Below are 15332 nucleotides of genomic sequence, written 5' to 3' on the forward strand. Positions count from 1 at the left end.
TCACCTCTTAAAAGCTATTCAGCAAGGTATCGGTAATTTCTTTCGCCACAGTAACGATGCGGGCAGCGGCCGTATAAGACTGTTGATACTTCAACAAGTTAGATGCTTCTTCATCCAAGTTGACACCTCCAGCTTGCAGCAAAGTTGTGGTCGCAGAGGTAAACGTCGTGGTATTGGTTTCATGTAAAATGGCGGCTGTTTCGGTATGAACCCCGATTTGAGTCACCACATTTTGATAGGAGCCCTCAATGGTCATCGAACCGTCTTTAACCAACTTAGTGGTCTGAAACTCGGTCATGGCCACCGCATTGGAGTTGTTACCGGGGCCGAAGGCGTAGTTCACAGAATAAACTTCAGGGGTACCCGGTCCGGCAGGCACTGTTGTTGATGCTTGGCCAATTGGGTTACCGGTGACTTCTACCGTTACCCCACCATAAGAAATTTGTGCTGGCGTCGCGCCTAGCAAGGTAGCTCCGCCAATCAGAGACGTTCCTGAAGGGTCTAAAATGTCGTATTCAATGGTGCCTGAGCCGGCAGGGTTTTCGATGAAGGTAAAATCCATACCATTCATCGCGGTGGCGAAATTAGGATCGGTCGGATCAACACTAATGATTTCTACATCCGCAGGGCTGACATTGGTATCTGATTCGTACACTTCAAATACCGAAGATGCGGCAATCTGATCGGGGTCACTCAATTCGACGCCAATGTCACCACCAAACTCACGCGTTGGCGTTAATATCCATTTATCGCCATTTACGGGCACACCCACAACGAAGTCTTCGACTTCAAAACCAATATCAGACACACCATCGCCATCAGCGTCGGGCATGGTGATGGCACCAGGTGCACCGATGTTGTAAGTGGTGCCGGAATCTAGATCGGTGAGTTGATAATCGCTGCCATCAAATTGCAGGTAATAGTCACTCGCGGTCAGGCTGTTGACATCAGTAATGTTGACTTGCAACTGCGATGTACCAGTATTACTGGTGTCGACGCGCGCTCGCTGCTGGGCGAGTGTGGTGTCGTTAATGTCGGTAAATAGGTTGTTGCCGAATGACTCATTCAGATCAAGCCCTTGAGCTTGCTGACTATTGAATGCATCAGACATAGCAATAGCTGTCAGGCCCAACTCATTCATGGCCAGCTTTAATTCTTCGTCGCGGTACTCAAACAGGGCGGCAACCTGCCCGCCGAGATTTTGCCCATCAAGCGGAATAGTATTGCCGCCTTGAGTCAAGACGATTTCAATGTCACGAACGTCAGGAGCGCCAGGAATAGTGCTCACACCAAATGCGGTGTTATCAGCCACTAGAGTTTGGCCATTACCAATAATCACGGTCACCGCACCGCTGGCCTGCTCTACAGTAGACACATTGGTGTACTCAGCAAGCTCAGTGATTAGTTGATCGCGGCGATCGAGCAGATCATTAGGCGTGGCGCCGTTGCCGTTACCAGACGCCGTGATGATTTGACGATTGAGTTCTGCGACTTGTTCACCAATCTCATCCATGCGGCCTGCGATGGTTTCAATGTCGGTATTCACCGATTCGAATTGAGCTTCCAGGGAAGCATTGAGGGAATTGAAAATGCCCGTCATGGCTTCTGCTTTATCAAGCATCACCTGCCGGATCCCCACGTCAGTCGGCTGATCCACCACAGAGTTTAAGGCGTCATAGAACTCAGAAATCGAATCGAGCATGTTGCCGCCCACATTCGACATAATGTCATCCAGCCCTTGCAAACGGCCGGTTAGAGTTTCTGAATAGGAATAGCGACTTTGGTGATAGATGGATTCGTTATAGGCAAACTGATCGTAAATACGGCGGACTTCTTGCGCGTAAACGCCGGTGCCATAGTAGTTACCCCCTTCCCACAAGGCATTCTGGGTTCCCTGAATGACTTGCTGACGGGTATAACCATCAGTATCAACATTGGCAATGTTTTGGCTGGTGGTGCTGAGCTGCTGCTGAGCTGTCAGCAAGCCACTAACACCAAGGTTGTACAGATCTACCGGCATGGCAGTTTCCTATTAATTACAGTTCAAGCATGCCAGTAATGCGTTGCAGTACAGAAATGGCCTTATCGGCGTATTTTGGATCTGTCGCATAACCAGCTTTCTGTAATTCTTGCAAGAATCCTGCCGAGTCATATTTTTGGCCTAAAGACTCTTTGTAACGCGATGAATTAGTTAATAAATTCTCGTAATCATCAAAGCTTTGTTGAATATTTTCATAACTTCTGAAGGCCGCCATTTTTCTGACAGGCAAGCCTTCTTCAAATTCCAACGTAGAAACACTGGCGCGATCACCTTGCCAGTTATTATTTGCTTTGATGTTGAATAAGTTGTTGCTGCTCGCGCCATCGTTCTGGCGAATGACTTTTTGGCCCCAACCCGTTTCAAGTGCAGCTTGTGCAAGAATTGCTGCAGGGTTCACACCAAGCGCTTGCGCGGTTTTTGTTGCCATCGGCAATAGTTTGTCGACAAACTCTTGCGGATCAGCAAAACTCACAGGCTCCGCGGCAGGAGCATTGCTAGCTGCACTTGCGGAAGCTTGTGATATAGCAACCGAGGGATCCGCCGCCGCTTTGTCTACGGTTTGTTTATGACGGCGTTGGTAGGCCAACTCTGGTGGCATCGTCAGAGGTTTGTCTTCAGCTTCGGCATCAGAATCAGCATTAGTTGGAATAGCCTCGCCACCGCGTAAAACGCTTGCAGGCGTAAAAGAGCCAGCTTCAGGATTAAGTTGCTGAACCATGATGTCAGCCAAACCTAGGGCGCCTTGTTGCGCCATATTCAATGACATTTGTTGATCGGCCATGTCGCGATAGAAGTCGGTGTAATTCGAGTTCATCAAATCGGATTCGAACGCAGCATTGGCTTGCCGCATTCCCTTCATCACCATTTGCATGAAGATCGATTCGAATTGTTGAGCGACTTCACGTAGCGCCCCATCCTTATCTTTTTGCGCCGCCGAACGAAGTTTGTCGAGCGACGCTAGATCGTTAAAGCTACTTGCCTGGCCTAACGTTTGAGCGGCATTAGATGATGATGAGATCGCCACGTAGCGCTCCTGCTTCTTTCAAAGCCTCTAAGATTGCCAGAACATCACTCGGGCCAACGCCAATGGCATTGATAGCACGCACGAGATCATCCAGTGACGTACCGGGATCAAACTTAAACATGCGCGCATCTTCTTCATTCACATCAATGACCGATTGATTGGTCACCACTGTTTCGCCACCTTGAGCAAACGGGTTCGCTTGCGAAACTTGCTGCGTTTCAGCGATCGTGACGGTCAAACCACCATGTGTAATCGCGGCCGGTAATAAGGTCACGTTTTTGCCAATGACTATCGTGCCGGTACGAGCATTTACTACCACTCGTGCAGTAACATCAGCAGGCTCAACTTGAACTTCTTCGAGTAATGACAAAAATGCGACTCGCTGCGATACATCGCGCGGCGCAAGAACTTTAATCGAAGCAGCGTCCAATGGCATGGCAGTGCGAGGGCCAACCAACTCGTTAATCGCTTCGGAGACCCGCATCGCGGTGGTGAAATCGGGTTGATCGAGGTTAAAGGTCAGGTGATCGCCTTGACTAAACGGCGACTCAATCGCTCGTTCAACAATTGCACCACTCGGAATTCGACCCGCTGTTGGTGTGTCTTGAACCACGTTAGAGCCATCTAAGCCGGTGGCTGAAAAACCACTGACCGATAAGTTGCCCTGTGCTATCGCATACACCTTGCCATCGACCCCTTTGAGGAAGGTTTGTAGCAACGTACCGCCACGCAGACTTTCTGCACTACCTACAGATGAGACAGTGACATCCAGTGTTTGGCCCGGCTTAACAAACGCGGGCATGGTGGCGTGCACAGCCACCGCTGCAACATTTTTAACTTTAGGGCTAGTGCCAGAGTCGAGGGTGATACCAAAATTACTTAGCATGGTGCGAAAACTCTGTGCCGTGTATTTGGTTTGTTCGCCAGTACCAGGCAAGCCTACAACCAAGCCGTAACCAACAATTTGGTTGTCTCGAACGCCCTGTACCTTGGTGATGTCTTTAATTCTTTCAGCTTGTGCGACAGGTAAAGCGGACAGCATCAGCAAAGCGAACATTGCTATCGAACGAAACATGGTCATGACTCCCATCAGAACGGCATCAGTGGACTGTTAAAGAATGCAGACAGCCAACCTTGCTCTTGCGCATCAGCAAATTTACCGGTGCCCGAATATTGAATACGCGCGTTTGCCACGCGAGTTGACGAAATGGAGTTATCTGGCGAAATATCATCCGGCCGAATAATGCCGGATAAACGAATAAATTCGTCACCTTGATTCAGGGTCATCCACTTTTCACCGCGAACGACCAAATTGCCGTTTGCCATCACTTGCACCACGTGAACAGAAATAGCGCCAGTTAAGCTGTTGCTCTGATCTGCATCCGATTCACCGGAGAACGAGTTTTCCATCGACACCGAGGCATTAACTTCATTGCCATTAACCGTCAGCGGGCTTCCCATGATGAAGGGCGTTGATAATCCAACTTCCGAGTCTTTATCGATCTCGTTCTTAGCACTTTTTTTAGCGCTAGTGGATTCACTCAATTCAACCGTGATGATGTCACCGACTCGGTGAGCTTTGATGTCTGAATATAAGTTCTGTGAGTAGCTATCCTGAAACAGCGACCCTGAGCGAATCACCTCATGCGGCTTCATTTCTGGCAGCACAGGCGCGTAGTAGGGATCATCTGGAATGGGCTTTTGAGTGGTCGCATTGCAGCCAACCAAAGCAACGACTCCAATCATAAATAACTGTTTCATGGCGAGCCTCACGTTATAGCTGTTGATTGAGGTACGACAACATCTGATCGACCGCTGAGATAACTTTTGAATTCATCTCATAAGCACGTTGACTTTCGATCAGGTTCACCAATTCCTCGGTGACATTCACGTTCGATGTTTCCAACATGCCTTGGCCAATGCTGCCAAGACCATCCAATGACGGGTTACCTTGAATCGGAGCACCGCTGGCGCCAGTTTCGGCATATAAGTTTTCACCCATAGGCTCCAAGCCAGATGGGTTGATGAAGTCGGAAATAGTCAGCTGACCAATAATGGTCTCTTCTGCCTCACCCTCAAGTTGTACCGAAACCTGACCGTCACCGGATACGGTGATGGACTGAGCATCTTCCGGCACCTGCATCGCAGGTTGCAGTTCATAGCCCGCGCCATTGGTCACAATCGTGCCTTCATCATTGAGGGTAAATTGGCCGTTACGGGTGTAGGCAATGTTGCCATCGGGCAACAGAATTTCGAAAAACCCTTTGCCATTAATGGTCAAATCCAACGAGTTATCAGTGGTGATAATGTTGCCCTGGGAATGAATCTTCTGGGTAGCAACAACTTTGGCACCAGCACCTAACATTAAACCGGAAGGCAATTCGGAGTTGGCCGAAGAGCTACCGCCGGGTTGATTGATGTTCTGATACAACAAGTCTTCAAAAATCGCGCGGCTTTTCTTAAATCCAACCGTACTGACGTTGGAGATGTTGTTAGAAATAACCGAAATGTCTGTTTGTTGCGCGTCCAGACCGGTTTTACTAATCCATAAAGCGGGATGCATAGTCAGTTCCTCTTATTAGCCACGTAGGCTCATCAAGGACGAGCTGGACGAGTCCATCTCCTCAACGGTTTTCATCATTTTGATCTGCATTTCAAACTGGCGCTGTAAGCTGATCAAGTTGGTCATTTCATTGACGGCATTGACATTGCTGCCTTCAAGCACACCAGACGCCAATTTAACGTCAATGCTTTCTGGCGCGTCAGTGCCATCCTTTAATCGAAACAAACCATCCGTGCCCTTAATCATTTCTCGAATGTCAGGGTTCACCATCTTTATTCGACCGACGACTTCAATGGCATTGGCAGGAGCTCCTTGCGGTAACACAGAAACCGTGCCGTCATTACCGATATCAATTTTTTCCATGGGGAGCGGCACCACAATTGGTCCGGCTTCACCAATCAACATTTCACCGCGGCCGTTTTCAATGACCCCGCCCTCGGAGATGCGCAAATTGCCAGAGCGGCTATACGCTTCATTACCATCGCCAGCCTGCACTGCAAACCAGCCTTCACCTTTAATCGCGACATCCAGCGGGCGATCCGTGGTCATAAACGAGCCACCTTCAAAGTTTTGAGAGGGGCGCTCGGTCATTGCAAACACTCGGGTCGGCAAACCGCCACCATATGCTTGCATTGCACGAGCCTGCTCCATATCGGCCTTGAAGCCTGTGGTTTGGGCATTCGCTAGGTTGTTACTGCGCAGCGCAATACCATTCATGTTTTGATTGGCACCTTGAGCGGCAATATAAAGCGCGCGATCCATAGTCAAACCTTTGTCAGTGAAATTGATCTAACACTGAGACTGCAACTAGGATGCCATTGTGAATTTTTTGTTGTATTTCAAGTTGGTAGGAGCTGCGTGTCAAAAAACCGTGAGTATCAGAAAGGAGGTTGTTTCCGTCATTAATGTGAACAAATAAAAATCAAGTGGAACAAGCTAGGATCAAAAAGGGCTGCCGATGGCAGCCCTAATTAGCGCGGTTCGATTATCGAATCTGCAAGATATTCTGCGTCACTGTGTTATTCACTTCCAACGCTCGGCTATTGGCCTGGAAGTTACGCTGAGCGGTAATCAAGTCAACCAATTCAGTGGTCAAGTTCACGTTCGATTGCTCTAACGTACCCGACTGAATTTTACCAAATGAACCGGAGTCCGCTTCACCTGCCAAGGCATCGCCTGATGCTTGAGTTACCTGCCACGAGGTGTTGCCGATTTGAGACAGCCCTTGTGAGTTAGCAACGGTGACCAGCGCAATTTTGCCTAGCGGTTCGGTAAAGCCGTTACTATAAGTCGCAGCAACCAAACCATTGGTGGCAATATCAATACCGGTTAAACGACCCACTGTAATACCGTCTTGGGTCAAGCTGTTCACTTGGAATGCAGAGGCATATTGCGTTGGGTTAGACTGATTGATAACGATCTGCTGAGTCTCATCCGCACCGCCCATATCAATGCCTGCACCAGCAGCACCTAGCTCTTCAGTTTGTACCGCGTTGCCACCATTGATCGAGTTTAAGGTACCGTCGCTGTTGAAAATAATGGAATGACCGGTTTGACCACCACTGGTTTCATCACCACCAACAACATCAACTGGCGTCGTGTCAGTACCATTTGAGACGGTGTAATACACTTCCCAATGGTTTGGATCACTGGCAGCTGGCGACAGATTTTCTTTACGGTAATAGGTGGTCATCACATAGCTTTGACCCAAAGAGTCATAAATAGTGACCGACGTCGATGAGTTGTAAGTGCTTGAGTCCGTGTAATCAAAGGCTACAGGTAAACCCGTACCGTCATCAGGAGCAATCGCACCACTAGGCAAGTTCACACTAATATCAACGGAACTTGTCGCTGTTGGGTCACCGGCAGAACTCGGAATTTGCAATGGTTGGGTTGATGCTAATGAAACCGAACTGACACTGCCATCGGCGTTAACCGGAAAGGCGCGTAAGTATTCACCGGATGAATTCACCACGTAGTTTTCAGAGTCGAGTGCCCAAGCACCTGCGCGCGTTAAATTAACCGTTTGGTCATCTACTTCAGCACTAGTGGCAAAAAAACCTTCACCGTCAACCGCCATATCCAGCGAGTTGTTGGTAAATAAGAAACTGCCCTGATTAAACTGCTGTGCAACTGACGCGGTAGTAACGCCCTCACCAACCTTGGTTTGGCTATTTGTGAAAATACTGGTGGAGTAAACGTCAGCAAATTCCGCTCGTGACTCTTTGAACCCGTATGTGTTCACATTGGCGATGTTGTTCGCGGTGACATCAAGATCTTTCTGGGCCGCATTCAATCCGCTCAACGCAATATTAAATGACATAACTGCTCTCCTAATTCTACGGAATTCGTTTAACCTTCAGCGACTTCTAGCACATCGCTTAAACTAATAGTGCCTAAACCTGAAAGGTTAAGCGCGGTGCCGTCGAGCGTGCTGCTCAAACTAACACTTTGTACGTTGGCATAGACGGCGGTTGGTAATTCAACGGACTTGCCATTTTGCATCCCGTTCACTGTGACCTGATAAACACCATCTGCTGCTTGTTCTCCAGCAAGGTTTGTGCCATCCCACTCGAATTTAGCGTTGCCTGCACTCTGGTCATCAAGATAAATGGTCTGAATCACTTGTCCTGAGGCGTCTTCAATGGTCACACTAATGTTGCTGGTGTGATCTTCTAACGCGACGATGCCATCAAAACCGCTGCCGCTTGAGTGGCCAGCATTTGCCGCTACCAGCACGTTTTGGCCAACCAAGGTCGACGCTTGCAACGCTTGAGATGACGTCATAATGTCGGCCAAACCACCTATCTGGTCATTCAATTCAGAAATCCCTTCGGAGGTTTGGAATGCGGTCATCTGGGAAATCATTTCAGCGTTCTCTACCGGATTCGATGGATCCTGATAGGCCAACTGTTGGGTTAGCAGCGAAAAGAAATCTTCCTGGGTTAACTCACTACGTTCTTCTTCAGTCTCGTACACCGCAGAATTGGACGTATCCAATCGCAGCGAGTCGGTATATGAGCTGCTTACTGTGCTATCAATACTCATTTATATTCCCCTTACTGACCCAACGTTAAAGCGCGCTGCAGCATACGTTTAGCCGCATCAGCTACTTGCACGTTGGACTGGTAAGAACGTGAAGCTGAAATCATGTTGGACATTTCTTCAACAACGTTGACGTTTGGTTTGAAGATATAGCCGTCTTCATTCGCCATAGGGTGATTCGGCATGTATTCGACATTCAGTGGCCGGTCACTTTCGACCACACCAACGACATTGACACCGACGCTATGATCTTGGTGACTAGTGGCTTTGTTAAGTTCTGCGGCGAACACCGGTTGCCGTGCGCGGTAAGTTTCATCCGCACTGCTGGATACACTATTGGCATTCGCCAAATTACTGGCGGTGGTATTAATTCGCACCGACTGCGCTGACATGGCAGAGCCAGAAACATCTAGTACGTTGAATAAACTCATGGTTATTCTCCTTTCAGCGCTTTCGTTAGGCCTTTAAACTTGCTGCTCAGGAATTGCACGCTGGCCTGGTATTCAAGGGAATTTTGGAGGTAGCTATTACGCTCGGTTTGTACATCAACCGTATTGCCGTCACCCGTATCGGGCTGGTTTGGCACTCGGAATTTCAACTCGGGCGTAAATTCGCTGCTGGCGGCAATATGTCGGTTATCCGTCTGGGCAAGATTTTGCCGGCTGGTGACATTGCTCTGTGCGTTGGCTAACGCTGTTTTAAAATCCAAATCGCGGGCTTTATAGCCCGGCGTGTCAGCGTTGGCCATGTTCGAAGCCAATACCTCCGCACGCTGAGAACGGATCCCGAGCGTGTGCTGATGCACCCCAAGCGCTTTATCAAAACTAATTGCCATTGCAAATCCTCCATCGATGAGTTGGATTAAGCAATGACTATGCCAGACTTATTTTTGACACTTTAAGTGAGTTTGAGGAAGTAAAAAGGTGATCCGGCGAGTGCCGGATCAGGGTTATTTCTTAACTTTGTAAACAATACCTGGGTTACATCGAATCATCTCAAATTTATCAGACAAACCAGAGATAGATTCAGACGCGCCTAACATCAAATAGCCGCCCGGATTCAACGCCGAGGCAAATTGAGAAATGATTTTAGCCTTCACATCAGAAGAGAAATAAATCAGTACGTTACGACAAAATATAATGTCGAAACGCCCCAGTAAGGCATAACTTTCGAGCAAGTTGGCGTAGCGAAAAGATACTTGCTGACGCACCTTAGCATTCAATCGCCAGCGACCAGCATCAGCTTTTTCAAAGAACTGCCGACGACGTTCTGGCGACAAGCCACGCGACAAGGCCAACTCGTCATACTCAGCGGTTTTACATTGGTCGAGCATCGAAGCCGAAATATCCGTTGCCAAAATCTCGACACCGCGGGCCAAAGCGCCAGGTTTACTCATTTGATATTCGAGCGAGGTCATCGACAGCGAATAGGGTTCTTGCCCAGAAGAACAAGCTGCCGACCAAACACGTACCGGCCGACTCATGCCATGGAAATCCGCAAACAATTGCTTTTTTAACAATTCAAACGGGTAGGCATCGCGAAACCAGAGTGTTTCATTGGTGGTCATCGCATCAATAACAGTAGCGCGCAGTTCACGCTGACTAGGAACCTGCAGTGCTTTTAGCACCTCGGTTAAGTTCTTGTAATTGAAGTTCGCAAGAACTGGGGCCAGTCGGCTCCGCACCAAATATTGCTTGTTTTCACCGAGTACAATGCCCGAGTGCTTTTCTAAATACTCGCGAAAAGCAGTGTACTCCGTGTCCGTCAGATTTTTAGGCACTAATTACCTCGTATACCTGTTAGTGCAATGAGTCTATAGCGCGGCTTCAACCGCTTGCTGCACCGCTTCAGCCAGTTCATCAGGGTTAAATTTAGGAATAAAGTTATTCGCCCCAACTTTACTAACCATAGCTTCATTAAATACACCACTGAGTGATGTGTGCAAAATGATGTGCAACTTGTTCAGCTCAGGATCATTACGCAATTCAGCCGTTAAGGTATAGCCATCCATTTCAGGCATTTCAATGTCTGAAATTAACACCGGCATCCACTCATGTAATGGCTTATGCTGCGCGGCAAGCTCCCGCAATTGCTCCAACGCTTCTTTACCATCCCGGGCGAGGTGAATCTCCATATTTAGCGGTGCTAAAGCTCGCTTAATCTGATTGCGAGCCACACTTGAATCATCGGCAATCATAATGGCGCGGCCAACGTTTGCTTGTGCCGTTTCTTCGTGAATGACGTTTGCACTCACTTCAGTTGAAACAGGATTGATTTCATCAAGAATCTTTTCAACATCCAAGATCTCAACCAGCTCCTTTTCAATTTCCGTCACAGCCGTCAAGTAACTTGCTCTGCCAGAGCCTGTTGGCGGTGGCTGAATGGATTCCCAGTTGACATTGACAATGCGTTCGACGCTTGAAACCAAAAAGCCTTGAGTAGAACGGTTGTATTCGGCAATCACAATGAAGCAATTTTCAATATCTTGGATCGCCCGGCCACCTGTGGCCAAACTCATGTCGATCACCGAAATGGTATTACCGCGAATGTGGGCAATTCCTCGGATGAACGGATGACGTTTTGGCATCGCCGTTAAGGTTGGACATTGCAGCACTTCCTTAACTTTAAAGACATTAATGCCATAGCGCTGACGAGTACCAAGTTTAAAAAGCAGCAGCTCTAAGCGGTTTTGACCAACGAGTTGGGTTCTTTGGTTTACTGAGTCGAGTATCCCAGCCATGAATACAACCTCACTTCTGGTGCAATAGAGGTGGCACAACCTTTGCGTGACACCCAGAACATTTACGTATGCGTCAAACCTATGACGCCCGCAGGTTTATACATCATAGTCGAATCTATGGGAAATCAGATGAAAAATCCAAGCGGATTTAGCACCTTACTCACAATGCTTAGCCTGACTGTAGGCTCGGTCACATCCTTGGCGGCAAATGCTGCTATTTCCCTTGACGATTTGCGCAATCAAGTCCGTCAATATATAGAGCAACAAGTTCCTGAGGTTGAGGGCACCCGCTGGGAGATACAAATTCGCGGCCTCGATCCTCGTATAAAATTAGCCGATTGCCCGACTCCGTTAGCGTTTAAGGTCTCCGGAAACAAACCTATCGCTCGAAACAGCACTATCTACACCCAGTGTTTTTCAGAGCAAAACGAAACCTTATGGTCTTTGTATGTCCCAACCCAAATCAAAAAAATGCAGCAGGCCGTAACGTCCGTAACGTCATTATCGGCGGGTTCAATCATTGAAGCGAAAGACGTTGAAGTGACGTATCAAGACACCTTTATGTTACGCAATGGCTTTTTCAGCAGCACTGCGCAAGTGATTGGCTCTAAGACACGGCAATCTGTCAGCTCCAATCAAGTCTTGCGTAAACGTTCCTTGTGCCAAGTCTGTAAGGGAGAGGACGTGATCGTTGAAGCCACCGGCAGCGGTTTACGAATAAAAACCGCCGGCTTAGCGTTAAATAATGGTACCCAAGGGGATACTGTGCGCGTTCAAAACAAACGCTCGGGGCGGAAAATCAATGCCGTTGTTGTTGCCACCGGCAAGGTTCAGATAAATATTTGAGCAATTTTATTAAAGTTTTTTGGTCTCACTCCGATATACTGAGCAGAGAAACGTTTTTTCCACAGTGGGAATCAGACCATGGCCATTGACATCAACCGGGTACAGGGCACTCCAACCACATCGGTTAAGGGTGCCAACGCAGGAAAACCTGACGCTCAGGTTCAACAAAACAGCCAAGGCTCACAGGCGCCAGCAAGCCAACCGGCTGCCGCTCACGTGAAAGATTCCGTTTCGCTTACTCAGCAAGCTCAATCACTAGGAAATATGCAACGCGCTATGGCCAGTACCCCGTCATTTAGCCAAGAACGAGTTGCTAGCATCAAAAAAGCAATTGCTGAAGGGCAATACAAAGTCGATCCTGAAAAGTTGGCGCAAAAGCTGCAAGATTTCGAGAAAGAACTCGGAAATCTGGCAGGCAGCTAATGAACCAAGAACAAGCAGCAACAGCTTTAATTGAAAAACAACTTGAGCGACTCAAATTGCTGCAGCAACTTTTAGTTGAAGAGCAACAAGTTCTGTCAGAACGAAAATTTGAAGAGCTGGCAGCTATCCCTCCTCGCAAAACGGCATTACTGCAAGAATTGCAGCTCGGCGATCAAGCTTTAGGCAAGCATAAGCTTGATACCGAAGCATTTCGAACCGGTGCCATTAAAGCTAAATCGCAATTAAAACTCTGCAAACAACTGAATGAAACTAACGGTCGTATGATCGCATTGGCGATGACCAGTATTAGCCGCCTGCAAAATGCCATGGTTAAAGCTGGCCAGCAATCGACCATGACGTATACAGCGCAAGGTGGTGCCAGTGGCATTGGCTCTAGTGGTAACGTCGTTTCGGTTTGATTGAGAGCTCAATCACAATAACCTGAAAAGTTTTAAAATTTAATTGACTAATGGGTGCTTTACGCCATTCAATAGGTCAAATTTTATTCACATCTAAATGATCTAGTTGATTCTATGGCACTTTATTTAGTTATCAGGATAGTCGCGATTATCATTGCATTAGAGTTGATGATTGGTTTAGGTCTGCGTAGTACGCGTAAAGGTAGTTCTCGCTGGTAATCAGATAACTAACTCATCTCCGTATCGTTTCTCTTCGATGCGACCCATTGCTTACTAGCTTATTTCCCCAATGTAACTCGCCTGTTATTTTTCATCAGCCGTTTTAAGCTACTTTTGCCCTACTCCTCACAATTTATTTGGGAACTTTTTTATCACTTAGCAAACTTGATCGATATCACGTTATTCATCCCTCCAGTTCGTATTCTGAAGTTGAGGCAATTAATAAAGGATCCCACGATGAATATCGAAATCACCTGCAAAACCATGCCTGTAACTCCTTCTATTCGCGAGCACATTAGTTACGCATTTTCCAAGTTAGAGCGTCTAGACGCCCAGTTAATTAACCCCCATGTTATTGTTGAAAAAGATGGCAGCAATATTATTGTTGAAGCTCGCCTATTCATTCCCGGAACCGAGTTATTCGCCAAAGCGAGCCATGAAAATTTTCAGGTGGCAACGAATCGCCTCGTCGATAAATTAAAGCAACAGCTTTTACGTCATCGTGGCAAAATCAACACAGCGAGAAATCAAGCCGCATAAAAACGCAACCGTAATGCTTAGACATTCACTTGCAGTTGCGTCAATTTTGGTTGACAGTCACAACTCTCATCACTTAGATTGTCAACCATGAGACGACTCTCCGATTTCCAAACCAAGCTTTTCTTTATCCTGCCCTAATGGGGCGGGATTTATTGTATAGAGTCAATAAATCATAGGCCTCCCCACACTGGGAGGCCTTTTTATTTTGAATAACTTAGGGCGTTGGCTAACCAACACCGAGAATAAAAAACAAAAGGATTGCTCATGGCCTCGCCAAACTTAGACACGGTCAGAAAAGACATCAGTGGCACCGACAAGCAACTGCTCGAATTGCTTGCCAAGCGCCGACAGCTAAGTATGGAGGTTGCGAAGAGCAAACTTGCCAGTAGCAAACCCGTTCGCGACACAACCCGTGAACAGCAGTTGTTGGTTGAACTCATTGAAACCGGTAAGTCATTACAACTGGATGCTCCCTATGTAACTCAGGTGTTTCACAGCATCATTGAAGACTCGGTGTTACTGCAGCAGGCCTACCTCCAACAGCACATCAATCCAGATACCATCGCACACAAGGTGCGTGTGGCATTCTTAGGGCAGCAAGGCTCATACAGCCATTTAGCGGCACAAAAGTACTTTGCTCGAAAGGCTGAGGAAGTCATTGAGCACGGTTGCAAAACATTCAAAGAAGTCATTGGCAAAGTCGAAAATGGCCTAGCTGACTATGCCTTACTACCCATTGAGAACACTTCATCCGGTGGCATTAACGAGGTATATGACTTACTTCAGCACACCAGCTTACATATCGTGGGTGAGGTATCGGTACCGGTTGAACATTGCCTGTTAGTCGCAACGGCTACCTCGGAAGAAAAAATCAAAACCATCTACTCCCACTTCCAGCCTATCGCGCAATGTAGCGAATACTTAAGTCACTTACCTGAAGTGGCCATTGAACGTACAGATGCCACATCACACGCTTTTGAAATTGTTGCCAACATGGCACGAGACGATGTGGCTGCCATTGGTAACGCAGACGGCGGTCGGCTTTACGGATTGACAGCCATTCGCACCGGTCTTGCTAATCAAAAGCAAAACTACAGCCGGTTCATTGTGGTGGCTCGTAAGCCCATTGATGTGGCCGAACAAATTCCAGCGAAGACGACTTTCATTATGTCGGTGAAACAGCGGCCCGGCGCGCTAGTAGATGCGTTGATCATTCTTAAGCAAAACAACATCAATATGTGCAAACTGGAATCTCGCCCGATACCAGGAAACCCATGGGAAGAAATGTTCTATGTGGATGTTGAAAGCAATGTCAGTAGCAGCAACTTGATCACGGCGATGGAACAACTCAACGATATCACCACGTTTATCAAAATCCTTGGTTGTTACCCCAGTGATGACATTAGTCCAACTGAGCCCGTCGTTGACTAATATCAACACCAATTGGTCAAAAAAAACGGAGCCCTAAGCTC

17 protein-coding genes are annotated in these 15332 nt (G+C 47.6%); 5 read left to right on the forward strand and 12 right to left on the reverse strand.

The annotated features are described in order from the left end of the window. Positions 1 to 7 precede the first annotated feature (7 nt). The 12 genes from flgK to K0504_RS07345 all read right to left on the reverse strand — a co-directional run bounded on the left by flgK (position 8) and on the right by K0504_RS07345 (position 11413). Complete coding sequence (gene flgK, locus K0504_RS07290) at positions 8 to 2020, reverse strand: flagellar hook-associated protein FlgK (RefSeq protein ID WP_220103514.1); 2013 nt, start codon at positions 2018 to 2020, stop codon at positions 8 to 10. A gap of 16 nt (positions 2021 to 2036) precedes the next feature. Beyond that, a complete protein-coding gene (flgJ, locus tag K0504_RS07295) occupies positions 2037 to 3065 on the reverse strand; it encodes a flagellar assembly peptidoglycan hydrolase FlgJ (RefSeq protein ID WP_318837947.1) in 1029 nt (342 codons plus the stop codon). Further along, a complete protein-coding gene (locus K0504_RS07300; RefSeq protein WP_225918017.1) occupies positions 3043 to 4140 on the reverse strand; it encodes a flagellar basal body P-ring protein FlgI in 1098 nt (365 codons plus the stop codon). Before K0504_RS07300 ends, flgJ begins: the two co-directional genes overlap by 23 nt. 14 nt (positions 4141 to 4154) lie before the next feature. Then, entirely contained in the window at positions 4155 to 4826 is a 672-nt protein-coding gene (flgH, locus tag K0504_RS07305; RefSeq protein WP_220103516.1) for a flagellar basal body L-ring protein FlgH, read from the reverse strand. Between the two features lie 13 nt (positions 4827 to 4839). Then, positions 4840 to 5628, reverse strand: coding sequence for a flagellar basal-body rod protein FlgG (flgG, locus tag K0504_RS07310; RefSeq protein ID WP_220103517.1), 789 nt, complete (start codon positions 5626 to 5628; stop codon positions 4840 to 4842). 15 nt (positions 5629 to 5643) lie between these two features. Next, positions 5644 to 6390, reverse strand: a complete 747-nt coding sequence (locus tag K0504_RS07315; RefSeq protein ID WP_220103518.1) for a flagellar basal body rod protein FlgF — start codon at positions 6388 to 6390, stop codon at positions 5644 to 5646. A 223-nt stretch (positions 6391 to 6613) separates the two neighbouring features. Then, the gene (gene flgE, locus K0504_RS07320) at positions 6614 to 7951 is read right to left on the reverse strand and encodes a flagellar hook protein FlgE (RefSeq protein ID WP_220103519.1); all 1338 of its coding nucleotides are present in this window, start codon (positions 7949 to 7951) and stop codon (positions 6614 to 6616) included. 29 nt (positions 7952 to 7980) lie between these two features. Beyond that, positions 7981 to 8676, reverse strand: a complete 696-nt coding sequence (locus K0504_RS07325; protein ID WP_220103520.1) for a flagellar hook assembly protein FlgD — start codon at positions 8674 to 8676, stop codon at positions 7981 to 7983. Between the two features lie 11 nt (positions 8677 to 8687). Next, positions 8688 to 9104 (reverse strand): flagellar basal body rod protein FlgC, encoded by a 417-nt coding sequence (flgC, locus tag K0504_RS07330; RefSeq protein ID WP_220103521.1) that lies wholly within the window; start codon positions 9102 to 9104, stop codon positions 8688 to 8690. A gap of 2 nt (positions 9105 to 9106) precedes the next feature. After that, a complete protein-coding gene (gene flgB, locus K0504_RS07335; protein ID WP_220103522.1) occupies positions 9107 to 9508 on the reverse strand; it encodes a flagellar basal body rod protein FlgB in 402 nt (133 codons plus the stop codon). 114 nt (positions 9509 to 9622) lie between these two features. Next, positions 9623 to 10453 carry a CheR family methyltransferase gene (locus tag K0504_RS07340; protein WP_220103523.1) on the reverse strand — a complete coding sequence of 277 codons (831 nt, stop codon included), beginning with the start codon at positions 10451 to 10453 and terminating at the stop codon, positions 9623 to 9625. 33 nt (positions 10454 to 10486) lie between these two features. Further along, positions 10487 to 11413, reverse strand: a complete 927-nt coding sequence (locus K0504_RS07345; protein WP_220103524.1) for a chemotaxis protein — start codon at positions 11411 to 11413, stop codon at positions 10487 to 10489. A 129-nt stretch (positions 11414 to 11542) separates the two neighbouring features. Between K0504_RS07345 and flgA the strand changes: the two genes are divergently transcribed. From flgA to K0504_RS07370, 5 genes are all read left to right on the forward strand, one after another. Next, positions 11543 to 12259: a flagellar basal body P-ring formation chaperone FlgA gene (gene flgA / locus K0504_RS07350; protein WP_220103525.1), complete on the forward strand. Its 717-nt coding sequence runs from the start codon at positions 11543 to 11545 to the stop codon at positions 12257 to 12259. Positions 12260 to 12337: 78 nt separating this feature from the next. Then, a complete protein-coding gene (gene flgM, locus K0504_RS07355; protein ID WP_220103526.1) occupies positions 12338 to 12682 on the forward strand; it encodes a flagellar biosynthesis anti-sigma factor FlgM in 345 nt (114 codons plus the stop codon). Then, entirely contained in the window at positions 12682 to 13101 is a 420-nt protein-coding gene (gene flgN, locus K0504_RS07360) for a flagellar export chaperone FlgN (RefSeq protein WP_220103527.1), read from the forward strand. The genes flgM and flgN overlap by 1 nt, the downstream gene beginning before the upstream one ends. Before the next feature lie 456 nt (positions 13102 to 13557). Continuing rightward, positions 13558 to 13860 (forward strand): ribosome hibernation-promoting factor, HPF/YfiA family, encoded by a 303-nt coding sequence (gene hpf / locus K0504_RS07365; protein ID WP_220103528.1) that lies wholly within the window; start codon positions 13558 to 13560, stop codon positions 13858 to 13860. 264 nt (positions 13861 to 14124) lie between these two features. Further along, positions 14125 to 15291 (forward strand): chorismate mutase, encoded by a 1167-nt coding sequence (locus tag K0504_RS07370; protein WP_220103529.1) that lies wholly within the window; start codon positions 14125 to 14127, stop codon positions 15289 to 15291. The last annotated feature ends 41 nt before the right edge of the window (positions 15292 to 15332 follow it).

It is taken from the genome of Neiella holothuriorum, from assembly GCF_019457915.1.
GTDB classification, from domain to species: Bacteria; Pseudomonadota; Gammaproteobacteria; order Enterobacterales; family Neiellaceae; genus Neiella; species Neiella holothuriorum.